We start from the raw sequence: 17261 nt of genomic DNA on the forward strand, positions 1-17261 counted from the left end.
GAGGAGGAGTTTGGCTGCATGTCCCATCAACACATAGTGGAATGCCTGGAAAGACGGGGGGTCACCGTTGACCGGATCGCCGATATCGTTTACAAGCTGCAGTTTCCGTACAATCCTCAACTGAAGAAGGAAGCATGCATGGACAGCGTATTGGCCGTATTGAAAAAGCGCGAGGTACAATATACGCTTTATACCGGCATCGCTCTGGACGAGCTGGCCGAGAGCAAGCTGCTGCCCGAGCCGCTTCAGGCGATTATGGAACGCGACGAGTCGTTGTTTGGCGTTGATGAGACGCTGGCTCTCGGCATCGTGCATGTTTACGGCATGATCGGCTTGACAAGCTTCGGCTATTTGGATAAGGAAAAGCTCGGCATTATCCGCGAATTGAACGATCACCCAAGCCGCATCCACGTTTTTTTGGATGATTTGGTCGCGGGTCTTGCCGCTGCCGCTTCCGCGCGCATCGCCCACCGGCACCAGGATGAAGCGGATCGGAAGCCGGCCGACGCCTCAGGCGATACGGCTTAACGGCGTTGCAGGGCGCGAAATCGCGCCGGCTTCGACGTACGGATCGGTCTCCGCATGTCAGGACAGCTTACATGCACGCTCGTCATATCGTTATCCGGTTGAGTCCATTCTTGCGGGAAAAAGAGAAGATATGATATCATTAGTGCATTATGTTCAGGAGGTCTTTTTTCATGTGGACCGTTATTTATATAGCTCCGACAGCGAAGATCGCTGACAGAATTAAGACGAAACTGACGGAAGAGGGCTTTCTTGTCCAGGTGCGGGCCATTAATATGACGAAAAACCAGTTTGAAATTGTAGTTCCTGAAGGTGAACTGGAAGAAGTTCAAGATGTGCTGAACTCCATTTTGCATAGATCATAGACCGAAGATGGACCGCATTTGAACATCAACCGCAAACGAGGTGCAGATCGTGCAATTTAAAGACTTATTTCAAAAGAAGAGAAAATACGCCACTATTCCAGGCGCGGACCGGCCGGTTCAGCGAGCTGCAGACGGCGAGGAAGTCGTTGTCGAGGACAAGCCGCGGCGGGAAATTCCCGAAGGCTTAATGAATAAATGTCCGAAGTGCGGAACGATTCAGTTTACGAAGGAATTGGACAAAAACCTCAAGGTATGTACCGCTTGCGGTTATCATTTCAAATTAAGTGCGGTCGAGCGCATTCAGATGATGATGGATGAGGGCCGTTTTTTTGAGTATGACAGCGAAATGGTATCGGAGGACCCGCTCGAATTTCCGGACTATGTGAACAAATATCGCAAAGCTGTGGAATCGACGGGGATGAACGACGCTGTAATTACCGGGGAAGGCACCATTGGCGGCTTTCCGGTTGTCGTAGCGGTAATGAGCTTTGACTTCATGGGCGGATCGCTCGGTTCCGTTGTCGGCGAGAAGGTGACGACGGCGATCGAGCATGCGATGCAAAAAAACTACCCGCTGATCGTATTTTCCACTTCGGGCGGCGCCCGTATGCAGGAAAGTATATTGAGTCTGATGCAAATGGCGAAAACAAGCGCCGCTATCGCCAAGCTGAACGAGCAGGGCGGTTTGTTTATTTCTGTGATCACGGATCCGACCTTCGGCGGCGTCACGGCCAGCTATGCCATGCTGGGCGATTATATTATCGCCGAGCCGGGAGCGGCCTTCGGATTCACCGGACGGCGCGTCATTGAACAGACGATCCGCCAGAAGCTGCCGGACAACTTCCAGACAGCGGAGTTTAACCTGAAGCATGGACAGGTCGATATGGTCGTGCTGCGCAAGGAAATGAAGAGCACGCTGATCCGACTGCTGGATTTGCATGTAGTGAAAGGGGATATGGCTAATGGCGGGTGAGTTGCCCTTTGAGCAGCCGCTTCTTGAGCTGAAGGCAAAAATTGAAGAGCTTCGCAAGTTCGGCTCGGAAAAACAGATCGATTTCACGGATGAAATCGCCCGGCTGGAGCAGCGTTACGAGCAGCTCGCAGCCGAATTATACAGCAATATGTCGACAGCCGAAAAAATGCAGCTGGCGCGTCATCCGCAGCGTCCGACTACGATGGACTACATACAGCTTATTTTTACGGACTTTTTGGAGCTTCATGGGGACCGGCTGTATGGAGACGACTTGGCGATAGTAGGCGGCTTGGCCCGGCTGAACGGAATTCCCGTAACGGTCGTCGGCCATCAGAAAGGCAAGGATACGAAGGACAACATCGCGCGTCACTTCGGGATGCCGCATCCTGACGGGCTGCGCAAAGGCTTGCGGCTTATGAAGCAGGCCGACAAGTTCAAACGTCCGATTATTACGTTTATCGATACGCCCGGAGCTTATCCGGGCAGCGCAGCCGAGGAACGCGGACAAGGCGAAGCGATTGCCAGAAACTTAATGGAAATGGCCTCTTTCGGAGTGCCGATTCTTTGCGTTGTTATCGGAGAAGGCGGCAGCGGCGGCGCGCTTGCACTGGGCGTCGGCAACCGCGTCTTCATGCTGGAAAACGCCATCTATTCGGTAAGTACGCCGGAGGCGGCATCGTCGATCCTGTATAAAGACGCTTCGAGATCCGGAGAAGCGGCGGCGGCGATGAAAATTACCGCGGATCATATTATGAGTCTCGGCGTGATTGACGAGATCATTCAAGAGCCGCGCGGCGGAGCTCACCGCGATGTTCAAGCTTTGGCCGCGTCGATTAAGGAAACCTTAACAAAGCATTTGCAGGAATTAATGGCGCTATCGGAGAAAGAACTAGTAGAAGACCGTTATAAAAAATTCCGCCAAATCGGAAGATTTACTTACATTCAGGAGGGTCATCACAATCATGCGTAAAACGAAAATTGTATGTACGATCGGTCCGGTCAGCGAATCGCTCGAGATGTTCAAGAAACTGATCAACGCAGGTATGAACGTAGCCAGATTGAACTTCTCGCACGGCGATTTCGAAGAGCACGGCAACCGGATCAAAAATGCGCGCCAAGCCGCTCAAGAGCTGAATAAAGTGGTCGCCATTCTGCTTGACACAAAAGGTCCCGAAATTCGGACAGGCAAGCTGAAGGACGACCAGAAGGTCGAGCTCGTTCAGGACGGCTTCATCACCCTGACGACCGAAGATATTGTCGGCGACGCCAATCGTGTCCATATCACCTACAAAGATTTGCCGAAGGATGTGCAGATCGGTTCGACCATTTTGATTGACGACGGCTTGATCGGCCTGGAAGTCGTCGACTTGACCAGTACGGACATCAAATGCCGCATCGTGAACGGCGGATTGCTGGGCGGCAAGAAAGGCGTCAACGTTCCGGGGGTTAAAATCAACCTGCCGGGCATCACTGAAAAGGACGCCAACGATATCATTTTCGGAATCGAGCAGGGAGTCGACTTCATCGCTGCTTCATTCGTGCGCAAAGCGAGCGACGTCATCGAAATCCGCGAAATTTTGGAGCGCCATAATGCAAAGCATATCCAAATCATTTCGAAAATCGAAAACCAGGAGGGCGTCGAGAATTTGGATGAAATTCTTGAGGTGTCCGACGGTTTGATGGTCGCGCGCGGCGACCTTGGCGTGGAAATTCCTGCCGAAGATGTGCCGATCGTGCAAAAAGCGATGATCAAAAAATGTAATCAGGCCGGAAAACCGGTTATTACAGCAACGATGATGCTGGATTCGATGCAGCGCAACCCGCGTCCGACCCGTGCCGAGGCGAGCGACGTGGCGAATGCGATTTTCGACGGAACCGATGCGGTGATGCTTTCGGGCGAAACGGCCGCAGGTAAATACCCGATCGAATCCGTGCTGACGATGGCGAAAATTTCCGAGCGCGCGGAAACGGCGTTGGAGCATCGTGAAATTTTCATCCGTCAAAGCAATGCGCAGCAAAAAACGGTAACCGAAGCGATCAGCCAGGCGGTTGCCAATTCGGCGCTCGATCTGGAAGCGAAAGCGATCTTGACCGCTACCGAGAGCGGCTATACGGCCCGCATGGTTTCCAAATACCGTCCGAAAGCGCCGATCATCGCCTATACGCCGATCGATCATGTGCTGCGCCGCCTATCGTTGGTATGGGGCGTTATCCCGATCAAGGGCGAAGACTGCAAAACGACGGACGAGCTGTTCGAGCATGCGGTTGACGGCAGCGTAAAAGCAGGCCTCGTCAGCTTGGGCGATACCGTTGTAATTACGGCCGGTGTGCCTGTAGGCCGCTCCGGAACGACGAATTTGATCAAGGTTCATCAGATCGGCGAAATGATTGCCAAAGGCCAAGGCATCGGAACGCAAATTGCCACAGGCACAGCGGTCATTGCCCGTACTGCCGAGGAAGCCAATGTGAAGGCGGTAGAAGGCTGCATTCTCGTCACGCTTACAACGGACAAGGAGTACATGTCCGCGATTGAGAAAGCGTCCGCTATCATTACGGAAACCGGCGGCATTACTTCCCACGCGGCGGTTGTCGGGATCAGTCTGGGCAAGCCCGTGATCGTCGGCGTTGAAAACGCGCTGGAGCTGATCAAGGATGGCACGGACGTATCGATTTATCCGGAGGTCGGCGTCATTTATTCCGGCAACGCCCGTGTTCTGTAATCGCGACTATTTTTAAACAACTAAACCATGTCTTGCCAAGAGTGAAGTCGAGTTTTGTACATCGGTTTCACTCTTTTTTTCGCAAATGGGTCATACTAGCTCATATTACATTGCATATAGTGCGACAGCCTGTACTGCAGAAGGAGGTTCCGATGTCTCCATCCCCATGGTTCGAGCATACGATAAGGGTCCGTTATCAGGAGACGGACCGGATGGGTGTCGTGTATCATACGAATTATTTGAACTGGTTTGAAATCGGCCGAACCGAGCTGATCCGCAGCCTCGGCATGCCCTATAGCCGGATTGAGGAAGACGGTCTGCTGCTGCCCCTGATCGATGCGCATATGCAGTTCAAGCTTCCGGCCAAATATGACGATCTGATCTCGATCCGCACAAGAATGGAGCAATTTACGCATGTCCGGCTTCATTTTGAGTCGGAAATACGTCGGGATGGCGAACTGCTGGTGAGCGGCAGCACGAAGCATGTGTGGGTCAACCGGGATTGGAAGCCGGCACGTATCGATAAAAAAGCGCCCGAGCTGTATGCGCTGCTTCTGAAGCAGTTTGAAAATGAAAACCCGGAGAACTATATAAGTTAAACAAAAGAACTTCCGGGAAGAGCAGAGTGCAGTGGAGGAAGGGAATTGTCTTGCCAGCGAGTTTTGGCTTTGAATTCCCACGAACCGCAGGCCCATTCCATAAAGGAATTCAAAACAAGATGTCTGAAGAGGGCAAGATAATCCCTTTCGGATGGAACGGACTTTCAAAACATCGGTTCAACTTATATAGGTATCGGGACTTATACATTTACATACAATTTACAAACTTCACATCTTCTGATGACATTGTCGAACTACCATGAAAATAGTGGAATGAACCGGTTGCTGCACGAATCGTGCGGGGCTCATTCGAGAAACGGCCGATTTTATTGGAGGTTGGAAGCATATTATGAAAGAGATGGCGCCCAGAGAAAGAGAAGCATCATCGAATTATATCAACCGCGATTTAAGCTGGATTGAGTTTAATTGGCGCGTGCTGGAGGAGGCGCAGGATTCGGATACACCGCTTTTGGAGCGGGTCAAATTTCTGTCGATCGTGTCTTCGAACCTGGACGAGTTTATAAGCGTGCGGGTCGCCGGTGTGAAGGATCAGATTAAAGCGGGTTATTCGCGAAAAGATTTTACCGGGTACACGCCGGCCGGTCTGTTCAAGCGGATTATGAAGCGATCGGCGAAAATGGTGTCCGAGCAGTACAAAACGTACCGCGACGTAACGAGACAGCTGGCCAAGGAGGGCATCCTGTTTACCGATTACGAGGATTTGAACATGAACCAGCGCCGGGCGATGGATGCATACTACCATGAGATTGTTTTTCCCGTGCTGACGCCGATGGCGGTTGACCAGAGCCGGCCTTTTCCGCTCGTTCATACGCAGGCTTTATATTTGGCCGTCCTGCTGATGAAGGAAGGCGACGATCCGGAGGACGAGCCCTATTTTGCAATTATTCAGGTGCCCGCCAACTTGTCGCGCTGTATCGAGGTTCCCGCCCGCACGAACAGCAAGAAGCATGAGTACGTCTTGCTGGAGAATTTAATCGAGCAGCATATCCATACGCTGTTTTCGGGTTATACGCCGATCGCGGTTCACGGCTTCCGCCTGACGCGCAACGCCGATTTGACGCTCAATGAGGAGGGCGCCGAGGACTTGCTGGAAGAAATCGAGAAGGAGCTGCGCCGACGCCGCTGGGGCTCGCCGGTCCGTCTCGAGGTGCAGAAGGGCATTCATCCGTATGCGCTGGCTCAGCTGAAGGAAGAATTCGAAATCAGCGACAATATTTTTGAAATTGACGGCCCGCTGGACTTGACATATTTCATGAAGCTAGCCGGTTCTTTAAAGGGCTACGACCATTTGCGGTATAAGCCGGTGAGCCCTGTTTACCCTCGCGAGCTGCTGGATACGGAAAATATGTTCCAGACGCTGAGGCAGCAGGACGTGCTCGTGTATCATCCGTACGAATCTTTCGATGCCGTAACGGATTTTATATGTTTGGCCGCTTACGATCATCAGGTGCTTGCGATCAAAATGACGCTTTACCGCGTCAGCGGCAATTCCCCGTTAATCGAAGCGCTGGCGCATGCCGCGGAATCGGGCAAACAGGTTACGGTCGTCGTCGAGCTGAAGGCGCGGTTTGACGAGGAGCGGAACATCGCCTGGGCGAGGAAGTTGGAGAAGGCCGGCTGTCATGTCGTCTATGGGCTTGTCGGACTCAAAACACATGCGAAAATTACGCTGGTCGTGCGCCAGGAGCAGGATGGCCTGCACCGCTACGTTCATGTCGGGACCGGGAATTATAACGACAGCACAGCCAAGCTGTATACGGATTTGGGCTTGTTTACTTCCCATATGGTCATCGGAGAAGATGCTTCCGCGCTCTTCAATGAGGTGACGGGCTATTCGGCACCGCATAATTGGAAGGCGTTCGGGGTCGCCCCGACGGATATGATGGATAAGCTGTTCGAGAAAATACGCCGGGAAGCCCGTCATGCAGCGGAAGGAAAGCCGGCCCGGATCATCGCCAAGCTCAACTCGTTATCGAATCAGCAAATGGTGGAGGAGCTGTACGAGGCATCGAAGGCCGGGGTCAAAATCGATCTGATCATCCGCGGCGTCTGCTGCCTGCGGCCCGGCGTGCCCGGCTTGAGCGAAAACATTCAAGTGATCAGCATCGTCGACCGGTTTTTGGAGCATTCGCGGATTTTGTACTTTGAGAATGGGGCCGAACCCGAGGTGTACATCTCGAGCGCGGACTGGATGACGCGCAATTTGACGCGTAGAATCGAGCTGATCTGTCCGGTATTCGATAAAAAGCTGCAGGAGACGCTGATTCGCATTCTGGAGCTGAGTCTGGGAGATAACGTGAAGGCGCGTCAGCTGCAGCCGAACGGGATGTACACCCGTGTCGTCAATGAAAACCGGCAGCTGCGAAGTCAATTTGAAGCGATGCGCATTAAAACATGGAAAAAAAGCCGGATCATCACAACGTCTGAATGACCGGCTTTAAGCCCCATATTTTGTTAAACTCTTTTTGAATGGAATCAACTGCGCTGATCTCGTTGGAAGGGTCGTGTTTTATCGCGGCGCGAAGCAGCAATCGGGATGAGGCTGCCGCTGCCACTGCGGTAACCGAAGCGACGGCCTGTGTTTCCGTAACGTCCAGCGCTTTGGCCAGCTGCAAGATCGTGCCGAGCTTCGCGATGCGGTCGAGATCCGTTTCCTGCAAAATATCTTTGTGCCGCAAGTAAACCTGCTGCGATTTATTTTTCGTTTTGTAGGACGCGACGGCTGCGCAAACTATCGTTTCCCGGTGGGTTAAGCCGTCGATACGGGAATGCGCGATCATGTAGAAGCCATGCTTCGTATAGTGATAATAGTCGATGGCGGTGCCGATCCGGTGGAGCATGGCGGCGGTCAGCAAGCATTGCCGGTTTCGGCCGTCAAGCCCGTGCACGCTTTGCAAAGCGTCGAACAGCGCCGCCGCATGGTCGGTCACCTGCTGCAAATGAGCGGCAGGAGCCATGCAGTGAAGGTTGATCAGATTGCGTGTGCTTTGTTCCAGCGGGCTTGTTTCCGGCGATTGGGCAGGCGTATACGCTGCATGAAAGAGTCCGTCGCGCAGCCCGGCGCCGCTGATCGTATATCCGCTTGCTCCCGTTGCCTGGAACAGCGCCTGCAAGATTGTCATGCCCGGAATGATAATGTCGAAGCGGTCTTTGGACAAGCCGTCGACTTTTTTACGCTTGTCGGCCGGCAAGGAGGCGAGCCATTTCATCAGCTCATCCATAGGGGCCGCGGCAATCGAATAATTGTGCGTCACCGGGAGCGAATATTTATGTTTTTTTTGATGGATTTTGCTGAGCGTCCGAATCGTACCGCCCAGGCCGACCAATGGCAGACCCGGATGCATCCGCAGCCACGGCTCCTGGGCGACAGCCTGCTGCACCATATGCCGGATGCTTTTCAGCTGCTCCTCGCTGCATTGGCCGGAGCTCGAATATTTACGGCTTGTATTGACGGCGCCGAACGGAAACGACACGCTTTTCAGCCTCTTTCGGGCGCGGAAAACGGTAACCTCGGTGCTGCCTCCGCCGATATCGACGAGAATGCCGTCCTGAATATCAAGCGACCGGATCATGCCGAGGAAGCCGATCCTCGCCTCGTCCTCGCCGGATAACAGCTCGACGGCAATCCCCGTTTCGAGCCGCAGCGCCCCGATTATTTCCTGAGAATTGGCGGCGTTGCGGATGGCTGCCGTTGCCGCGGCGCGTATGTCTGCAAGCATGACTTCGTGGACGCCGCAAATTTGCTTGAACTGCGTCAATATCGCGATAATGGCCTGTATGTCTGTTGCGGGCAGTCGGTTATCGGCGCCGATTCGCTGGCTGAGCCTGGCGGATTGCTTGAATTCCGCAATCACTCTGTGAGCGCCCGACGCATGGATTTCATAGATGACCAATCGAATGGAATTGGAACCGATATCAATGATGCCGATTCTGCGGCTGTTTGGCATAGGATTCCCCCGTAGTGTGCGCCCGGATTTATGCGCTTTATTATAGTCAATCAGACGTTCCCGAACGATCAAAACCATTTTACCATCGTTTGCGGCAAGCGCAAAATGTTTTAAGAATAATTTTACAAGCGATAACAAACAATCTTTTATAGCGCCGATAATGAACTTTTATGTCCTGTTTTGTTCACATTGTTTGTCAAATCATTTATAGTAGAATAATAAGCATTCGACCATGGGTAAAATGGGTTTCTTCTTTAGCCGTGTTTCTGCGCTTTTTTGCATGTACCAGGATCGATGATATAGCTTTTTAACGAACTGAATGTAAAGGAGAGATTGTTTTGACTGCAACCAAAGGTTTAGAAGGCATTGTTGCCACTACGTCCTCGATCAGCTCCATTATTGACGGTGTTCTTACGTACCGCGGTATTGATATTGACGATTTGGCGGAAAATGCGACATTCGAAGAAGTAGCCTACCTGTTGTGGTATGGCAAGCTGCCTAATCGTTCCGAACTGGCCCGGCTTTTGAAAGATTTGAATCAATTTGCCGCTGTACCGCCCCAAGTGATCGATCAAATCAAAACGTATCCGAAAGATACGAATTCGATGGCCGCGCTTCGCTCCGCGGTGTCCAGCCTGTCGCTTTATGATAACGAGGCAAACGACATGTCGCAGGAATCCAATCTGCGCAAAGCGATTAAGCTGCAGGCGCAAATTCCGACGATCATTGCCGCTTTCGCCCGCATCCGCGAAGGCAAGGAGCCGATCGCTCCAAAATCCTGTGACTCCGTCGCCGAAAACTTCCTGTATATGCTGATTGGCAAAGATCCGGATAAAGTAGCGATCGAAGCATTGGATAAAGCTTTGGTGCTGCATGCGGATCACGAATTGAACGCTTCCACCTTTGCCGCGCGCGTGACGGTCGCTACGTTGTCGGACATTTATTCCGGCGTGACTTCGGCCATCGGCGCTTTGAAAGGACCTTTGCACGGCGGCGCCAACGAAGCGGTTATGGCGATGCTGGAAGAAATCGGCACTGCCGATAACGCCGAAGCGTACGTCAATAAAAAGCTTGAAAACAAAGAAAAAATTATGGGCTTCGGCCACCGCGTTTACAAAAACGGCGATCCGCGCGCGAAGCATTTGCAAAAAATGTCCCAAGAGCTCGGTAAAATTACAGGCAACTTGAACTGGTATAATATGTCTATTAAAATTGAAGAGCTTGTAACCGGGCAAAAAGGCTTGAAACCGAATGTCGATTTCTATTCCGCTTCCGTGTATACGTCGCTTGAGATTCCTCGCGATTTGTTTACACCGATTTTCGCGATCAGCCGCGCATCCGGATGGACGGCTCACATTCTCGAGCAATACGAGAACAACCGCCTGATTCGCCCTCGCGCCGAGTATACAGGCTTGTCCAACCAAAAATATATTCCGATTGAAAATCGTTAATCCGATTTCAATAAAGCTACTGCAACCAACGGGTTGTTACAGCGCGTATGACATTTTCCGGTTCCGCGGCCGGGACAAGCGCTGTGGCTCCCGTTCAATTTTGTGTTTATACTTACCTAATTTTAAGGAGGCAAATCACTCATGGCACAATTCGAAACTTACAGCGCACCAACGGAAGGCGAAAAAATTACAATCTCTAACGGCAAGCTGAACGTACCTAACAATCCTATTATTCCTTTTATCGAAGGTGACGGCACCGGCCCCGACATTTGGGCGGCTTCCAAGCGCGTTCTGGATGCAGCGGTGGAAAAAGCGTACAAGGGCGAAAAGCAAATCGCGTGGTACGAAGTGTTCGCCGGCGAAAAAGCGTTCAACAAATACAACAACTGGCTGCCTGGCGATACGTTGACGGCGATTCGCGAGTACATCGTTGCGATTAAAGGACCTTTGACCACTCCGGTTGGCGGCGGTATCCGTTCTTTGAACGTTGCGCTTCGTCAAGAGCTTGACCTGTATGTATGCTCCCGTCCGGTTCGCTATTTCAACGGCGTGCCATCCCCTGTAAAGCGTCCCGATCTGGTGGACATGGTCATTTTCCGTGAAAACACAGAAGATATTTATGCAGGTATCGAGTGGGAGTCCGGTTCCGCCGAAGTGAAAAAAGTGATCAGCTTCCTCCAAAACGAAATGGGCGTTAAAAAAATCCGCTTCCCGGAAACTTCCGGTATCGGCGTAAAGCCCGTATCGTCCGAAGGTACGGAGCGTCTGGTTCGCGCAGCGATCGAATACGCAATCCAGCATAACCGCAAGACGGTAACATTGGTACACAAAGGCAACATTATGAAATTTACCGAAGGTGCGTTCAAAAACTGGGGTTACGAGCTGGCTGAAAAAGAATTCGGCGACAAAACCTTCACATGGGCGCAATACGATAAAATTAAAGCCGAGCAAGGTACGGATGCGGCTAACGCAGCGCAAAAAGCGGCGGAAGCAGCCGGCAAAATCATTGTGAAAGACGCGATCGCCGATATCGCCTTGCAGCAAGTATTGACCCGCCCTACCGATTTCGACGTGATCGCGACTTTGAACCTGAACGGCGACTACTTGTCCGACGCTTTGGCTGCACAAGTCGGCGGTATCGGTATCGCTCCGGGCGCTAACATCAACTATGTGACCGGCCATGCGATCTTCGAAGCGACACACGGCACAGCGCCTAAATATGCCGGTCTGGACGTTGTAAACCCGGGCTCCGTTATTCTGTCCGGCGTTATGATGCTTGAGCACCTGGGCTGGCAGGAAGCGGCCAACCTGATCTACAAAGGCATGGAAACGGCGATCAACAACAAAACCGTTACTTATGACTTTGCCCGTTTGATGGAAGGCGCGACTGAAGTGAAATGCTCCGAGTTCGCTAACCAAATCATTAAGCATATGTCGTAGGACCAACCCCCTAAATCCCCCTTTGTAAGGGGGACCCCAGAGGTTTCGCCCCCTGGACCACGAAAGGTTGTCTATAGAGGGACAAAGCGGCTTTGATGGGGCTGTGGGAGGGTGGATCGCGTTTGTCAGCGGGAGCTTGAGGCTTCGCCCAAGCGACCCGCTGACACGCTACCATGTTGCGGCGAGGCCAACCCCCTAAATCCCCCTTTGTAAGGGGGACCCCAGAGATTTCGCCCCCTGGACCACGAAAGGGTTGTCTATAGTGGGACAAAGCGGCTTCGATGGGGCTGTGGGAGGGTGGATCGCGTTTGTCAGCGGGAGCTTGAGGCTTCGCCCAAGCGACCCGCTGACACGCTACCATGTTGCGGCGAGGCCAACCCCCTAAATCCCCCTTTGTAAGGGGGACCCCAGAGGTTTCGCCCCCTGGACCACGAAAGGTTGTCTATAGAGGGACAGAGCGGCTTCGATGGGGCCATGGGAGGGTGGATCGCGTTTGTCAGCGAGAGCTTGAGGCTTCGCCCAAGCGACCCGCTGACACGCTACCATGTTGCGGCGAGGCCAACCCCCTAAATCCCCCTTTGTAAGGGGGACCCCAGAGGTTTCGCCCCCTGGACCACGAAAGGGTTGTCTATAGTGGGACAAAGCGGCTTCTATGGGGCTGTGGGAGGGTGGATCGCGTTTGTCAGCGGGAGCTTGAGGCTTCGCCCAAGCGACCCGCTGACACGCTACCATGTTGCGGCGAGGCCAACCCCCTAAATCCCCCTTTGTAAGGGGGACCCCAGAGGTTTCGCCCCCTGGACCACGAAAGGGTTGTCTATAGAGGGACAGAGCGGCTTCGATGGGGCTGTGGAAGAATGAATCGCGTTTGTCAGCGGGAGCTTGAGGCTTCGCCCAAGCGACCCGCTGACACGCTACCATGTTGCGGCGAGGCCAACCCCCTAAATCCCCCTTTGTAAGGGGGACCCCAGAGGTTTCGCCCCCTGGACCACGAAAGGTTGTCTATAGAGGGACAGAGCGGCTTCGATGGGGCTGTGGGAGGGTGGATCGCGTTTGTCAGCGAGAGCTTGAGGCTTCGCCCAAGCGACCCGCTGACACGCTACCATGTTGCGGCGAGGCCAACCCCCTAAATCCCCCTTTGTAAGGGGGACCCCAGAGGTTTCGTCCCCTGGACCACGAAAGGGTTGTCTATAGAGGGACAGGGCGGCTTCGATGGGGCTAAGGGAGAGTGAATCGCGTTTGTCAGCGGGAGCTTGAGGCTTCGCCCAAGCGACCCGCTGACACGCTACCATCTCGGTGTTCTTACGTTTTACCACATTGCCTCTGCGTGCTACAGAGGCAGTTCTTTCTAATCAACCGAGTGAAAGGTTGATTGGACCGAACCTTTCCAAAAGGTGCGGCAAGGATGTAGGGATTGTGCCGGAGAGTTTACGTGCCGCCTTTGAACGTGTGTTCTCCCCGCTTAATCTAATAATAAGAACACACGTTCAACAGCGGCCGGAGGCACAACCCTAATCCTGATAGCCTCCTTTTGGAACCTTCTTTTGGAGTCTGCTTTCAAGGTCACTTTATCTCCAACTTTTCCGACTTAAATAAACATTTCAGGAGGAAACTATGATGGCAATCGCACGTAAAAAAATTACTGTTGTCGGTGCGGGTTTCACTGGAGCGACTACTGCATTTTTGGCAGCGCAAAAAGAACTGGGAGACGTCGTGCTGCTGGACATCCCGCAATTGGAAAATCCTACCAAGGGCAAAGCGTTGGATATGCTCGAAGCATCGCCGGTTCAAGGCTTTGACAGCAACATCGTAGGTACTTCCAATTATGCGGATACCGCCAATTCCGATATCGTGATCATTACCGCAGGTATTGCACGCAAGCCGGGAATGAGCCGCGACGATCTGGTTAACACGAACGCCGGCATCGTTAAATCCGTTTGCGAAAACGTGAAAGCAACGAGTCCGAACTCGATCGTGATCATTTTGAGCAACCCGGTAGATGCCATGACCTATGTCGCATACCAAGCATTGGGCTTCCCGAAACACCGCGTTATCGGTCAATCCGGCGTATTGGATACGGCGCGTTATTGCACATTTATCGCACAAGAGCTGAACGTGTCGGTTGAAGACGTACGCGGCTTCGTATTGGGCGGCCATGGCGACGATATGGTTCCATTGGTTCGCTACTCCAACGTGGGCGGCATTCCGATCGAGAAGCTGATCCCGGCTGAACGTATCGAAGCTATCGTACAGCGTACACGCACAGGCGGCGGCGAAATCGTGAACCTGTTGGGCAACGGCAGCGCGTACTATGCGCCAGCAGCTTCCCTGGTGCAAATGACCGAAGCCATCATCAAGGACAAAAAACGCATCATTCCGTCGATCGCTTTGCTGCAAGGCGAGTATGGCTATGACAACCTGTTCATGGGCGTACCTACTTTGCTCGGCGGCGAAGGCATCGAGAAAATTTTCGAATTGGAGCTTCTGCCTGAAGAGAAAGCCGCTCTTGATAAATCGGCAGATTCCGTTCGCAACGTAATCAAAGTGGTTAACGTATAATCGGACAATATCCGATTCGTAGATAATTGCTGAAAACCAGTGAGGCCTAAAGGCTGAGCTGGTTTTTTTGCGTTGAATAGAAAGTATAAGTTTCTCATACATGGCTTCGCATAGCCTTGACAAACGCGCTCGTTACCAAAATGACGGCGAAGCCGTTTATCCTTGGCTGACGCACTTGATACTTGAATCGGATTTTTAAATATGCAAATTGAAATTGTCTATTAGACGAACCCGGCACGGATAACGTAGAATTAATTTAATTCCTATATGAATAATTGGTATTTAAAATTAAACTTTACTTAAAGGAGCTGCGGGCATGGCTAAACAACGAACATTGAAGCTGGGAGCTAATATTAGCGGCGTAGGCAACAGCATGTCGTATTGGAGGATCCGAACGTATCCACCGATGCAAGCGTTAATTTTGAGTTTTATAAACAGCAGGCTTTAATAGCGGAATCAGGTAAATTTGATCTTCTTTTTATTGCCGATGGACTCTATATAAATGAAAAATCGAATCCCCATTTTCTTAACAGGTTTGAACCTCTTACGATTTTATCCGCTTTAAGCGCAGTCACTTCCAGGATCGGACTTGTCGCAACGCTTTCTTCGTCATACAGCGAGCCTTTCACGGTTGCCCGCCAGTTCGGATCGCTTGACAAGATCAGCGGCGGAAGGGCAGGCTGGAATGTCGTGACTTCACCCCTCGAAGGCTCGGCGACAAATTTCAGCAAGGCCGAGCACCCTCACCATTCATTGCGTTATCAAATCGCGGAGGAATTTCTTGAAGTTGTAAAAAGGGCTGTGGGACTCATGGGAGGATGATGCTTTTGTGAGGGATAAAGAGAGCGGCGTGTTTTTCAATCCGGACAAGATGCATCGGTTGAATCATCAAGGGACATTTTTTTCGGTTCAAGGTCCGCTTAACATCGCACGCTCCAAGCAGGGATATCCGGTGGTGTTCCAGGCCGGTTCATCGGAATCGGGCAAGGAATTAGCGGCAAAATCCGCGGATGCCGTATATACGGGACATGAGTCTATTGAGGAAGCGAAGCTTTTTTATCGGATGTCAAATCCAGAGCCCAATTGTACGGACGTTCCGCTGAAGACATCCTTATTTTTCCGGGGATTGGACCGATTGTCGGACGTACGGAAGAGGAAGCCGAGCGCAAATATAAGGAGGTATCGGAGTTAGTCACTATTGAAAGCGCGCTTGATTATTTGGGGCGGTATTTCGAGCATTTCGACTTCTCCCAATACCCGCTGGATGAGCCGTTTCCCGATTTGGGGGATTTTGGGAGCAACAGCTTTCGCAGTACGACGGACCGAATTAAAAGAGAAGCGAAGGAGCAGAACCTGACACTCCGCCAGGTAGCAATTCGCGCTTCCACGCCGAGAGGCGCGTTTATCGGTACTCCGGAGAAGATCGCTGATCTGATTCAGCAATGGTTTGAAGAGGAGGCTGCGGACGGGTTCAACATCCGTACGGTTGTACCGGGGGGATTGGCTGATTTTGTCGAGCAAGTCGTACCTGTTTTACAAAAGCGAGGCCTTTTTAGAACGGAATACGAACACGATACGCTGCGTGAAAATTTGGGGCTTTCCATTCCTGCGAATCGGTACGCGGCAGCGCCGAAGCAAGAGCTTGAATATAAGCGATCATAAGGGACTGCCGATTAAAAGGAGATAGGGGCTTGGAGGATGGCTTCAGGGTGAGAATGAGCCCGATGGACTGGCGCGACGCAGACGCGGTAATGTAATTCTTTGCAAACAGAATGAATTGAGGAGGTCCCACTGGATGAAATTCGCGTTGTTCAGCTTAATGATGAACTTGCCTAACGCAGTTACGGGCGAAGCTTGGACTGTACAGCAAAAATTTGCGAACGTGCTGAAGCAGGCGATGCTTGCTGAAAGGCTTGGTTTTGAGGCTTATGGTGTGGGAGAGCGGCATGGTGCACCCTTCTTGTCTTGAATACGTTTCATCCGCAAGCCAAATATAAAGCGTTGATCGACCATTATCGCGAGCGGTTGGCGTATTACGGATATGATCCTGCACGGGCAATCGTCGGCGCAGGCGCAGGCAGCCTGTATTTGGCGGACACGAAGGAAGAAGCGCTGAATCGCTTCCGGTCTTATTATAACGCTTTTCAATCCACCGCATCGGCGAAGCATAACCAAACCCCCTTCAAGGATCTTGAGGACAATGTAGAGAATGGCCCGATTCTGGTAGGCAGTCCCGAGAGCGTCATTGAGAAGATATTGAACTATCATGACGCTTACGGGCATCAGGTTCTCAGTATTAGTGTGGATGGGTTGACCGAAACCGAACAGCTGGAGCAGGTCGAAAGGTTTGCTTCCGAAGTTGCGCCTATACTGAGGCGTATCATTCCGAGCACAGTATGGGGCAGCAAGGGAACCGTTGCCGCTCGAAATTGATTGCCGCCAAGGCGGTGATGGGATTAGACCCTACCGGGCCTCGTAGGGGACGTTTTATGGAACAGGGAAGAAGCTGCGGTCTTTCGCGGCTTTTTTTGGATTTGGAGCAGAGCAGAAGAACTGCATTGACATTGCAGGTAAGGTGTTCTATATTTAAACTATACTAAACACATCGGAATAATATATTATCTACCGGAATACCAGGAGATACATCGATCCTCGATTTGAGGC

At 52.1% G+C, this 17261-nt stretch carries 11 protein-coding genes and 2 pseudogenes; 12 read left to right on the top strand and 1 reads right to left on the bottom strand.

Features of this window, described 5'->3' with window-relative positions; genetic code table 11:
- Nucleotides 1–18 precede the first annotated feature (18 nt).
- The 7 genes from E1757_RS03590 to ppk1 all read left to right on the top strand — a co-directional run bounded on the left by E1757_RS03590 (nt 19) and on the right by ppk1 (nt 7634).
- Nucleotides 19–528, top strand: coding sequence for a phosphatidylglycerophosphatase A family protein (locus tag E1757_RS03590; protein WP_133225428.1), 510 nt, complete (start codon nt 19–21; stop codon nt 526–528).
- 170 nt (nt 529–698) lie between these two features.
- Nucleotides 699–890 carry a glutamate decarboxylase gene (locus E1757_RS03595; RefSeq protein ID WP_133225429.1) on the top strand — a complete coding sequence of 64 codons (192 nt, stop codon included), beginning with the start codon at nt 699–701 and terminating at the stop codon, nt 888–890.
- Nucleotides 891–939: 49 nt separating this feature from the next.
- On the top strand, nt 940–1863 hold the full coding sequence (accD, locus tag E1757_RS03600; protein WP_133225430.1) for an acetyl-CoA carboxylase, carboxyltransferase subunit beta: 924 nt from the start codon (nt 940–942) through the stop codon (nt 1861–1863).
- The gene (gene accA, locus E1757_RS03605) at nt 1853–2833 is read left to right on the top strand and encodes an acetyl-CoA carboxylase carboxyl transferase subunit alpha (RefSeq protein WP_133225431.1); all 981 of its coding nucleotides are present in this window, start codon (nt 1853–1855) and stop codon (nt 2831–2833) included. Before accD ends, accA begins: the two co-directional genes overlap by 11 nt.
- Complete coding sequence (pyk, locus tag E1757_RS03610; RefSeq protein ID WP_133225432.1) at nt 2826–4583, top strand: pyruvate kinase; 1758 nt, start codon at nt 2826–2828, stop codon at nt 4581–4583. Before accA ends, pyk begins: the two co-directional genes overlap by 8 nt.
- A gap of 152 nt (nt 4584–4735) precedes the next feature.
- Nucleotides 4736–5182: an acyl-CoA thioesterase gene (locus tag E1757_RS03615; RefSeq protein WP_133225433.1), complete on the top strand. Its 447-nt coding sequence runs from the start codon at nt 4736–4738 to the stop codon at nt 5180–5182.
- 349 nt (nt 5183–5531) lie between these two features.
- Nucleotides 5532–7634 carry a polyphosphate kinase 1 gene (ppk1, locus tag E1757_RS03620; RefSeq protein WP_133225434.1) on the top strand — a complete coding sequence of 701 codons (2103 nt, stop codon included), beginning with the start codon at nt 5532–5534 and terminating at the stop codon, nt 7632–7634.
- Here the strand turns inward: ppk1 and E1757_RS03625 are convergent.
- The gene (locus tag E1757_RS03625) at nt 7618–9150 is read right to left on the bottom strand and encodes a Ppx/GppA phosphatase family protein (RefSeq protein WP_133225435.1); all 1533 of its coding nucleotides are present in this window, start codon (nt 9148–9150) and stop codon (nt 7618–7620) included. The genes ppk1 and E1757_RS03625 overlap by 17 nt on opposite strands.
- A 338-nt stretch (nt 9151–9488) precedes the next feature.
- Between E1757_RS03625 and citZ the strand changes: the two genes are divergently transcribed.
- From citZ to E1757_RS03650, 5 genes and pseudogenes are all read left to right on the top strand, one after another.
- Nucleotides 9489–10601, top strand: coding sequence for a citrate synthase (gene citZ / locus E1757_RS03630; RefSeq protein ID WP_133225436.1), 1113 nt, complete (start codon nt 9489–9491; stop codon nt 10599–10601).
- 141 nt (nt 10602–10742) lie between these two features.
- Nucleotides 10743–12041 carry an NADP-dependent isocitrate dehydrogenase gene (gene icd, locus E1757_RS03635; RefSeq protein WP_133225437.1) on the top strand — a complete coding sequence of 433 codons (1299 nt, stop codon included), beginning with the start codon at nt 10743–10745 and terminating at the stop codon, nt 12039–12041.
- A gap of 1614 nt (nt 12042–13655) precedes the next feature.
- Nucleotides 13656–14597, top strand: coding sequence for a malate dehydrogenase (gene mdh / locus E1757_RS03640; protein WP_133225693.1), 942 nt, complete (start codon nt 13656–13658; stop codon nt 14595–14597).
- Nucleotides 14598–14913: 316 nt separating this feature from the next.
- A pseudogene (locus E1757_RS03645) lies at nt 14914–16259 on the top strand (LLM class flavin-dependent oxidoreductase).
- Between the two features lie 133 nt (nt 16260–16392).
- A pseudogene (locus E1757_RS03650) lies at nt 16393–17030 on the top strand (LLM class flavin-dependent oxidoreductase).
- Nucleotides 17031–17261 lie beyond the last annotated feature (231 nt).

The sequence above is a fragment of the Paenibacillus piri genome, assembly GCF_004354045.1.
Classification (GTDB): Bacteria; Bacillota; Bacilli; order Paenibacillales; family NBRC-103111; genus Paenibacillus_S; species Paenibacillus_S piri.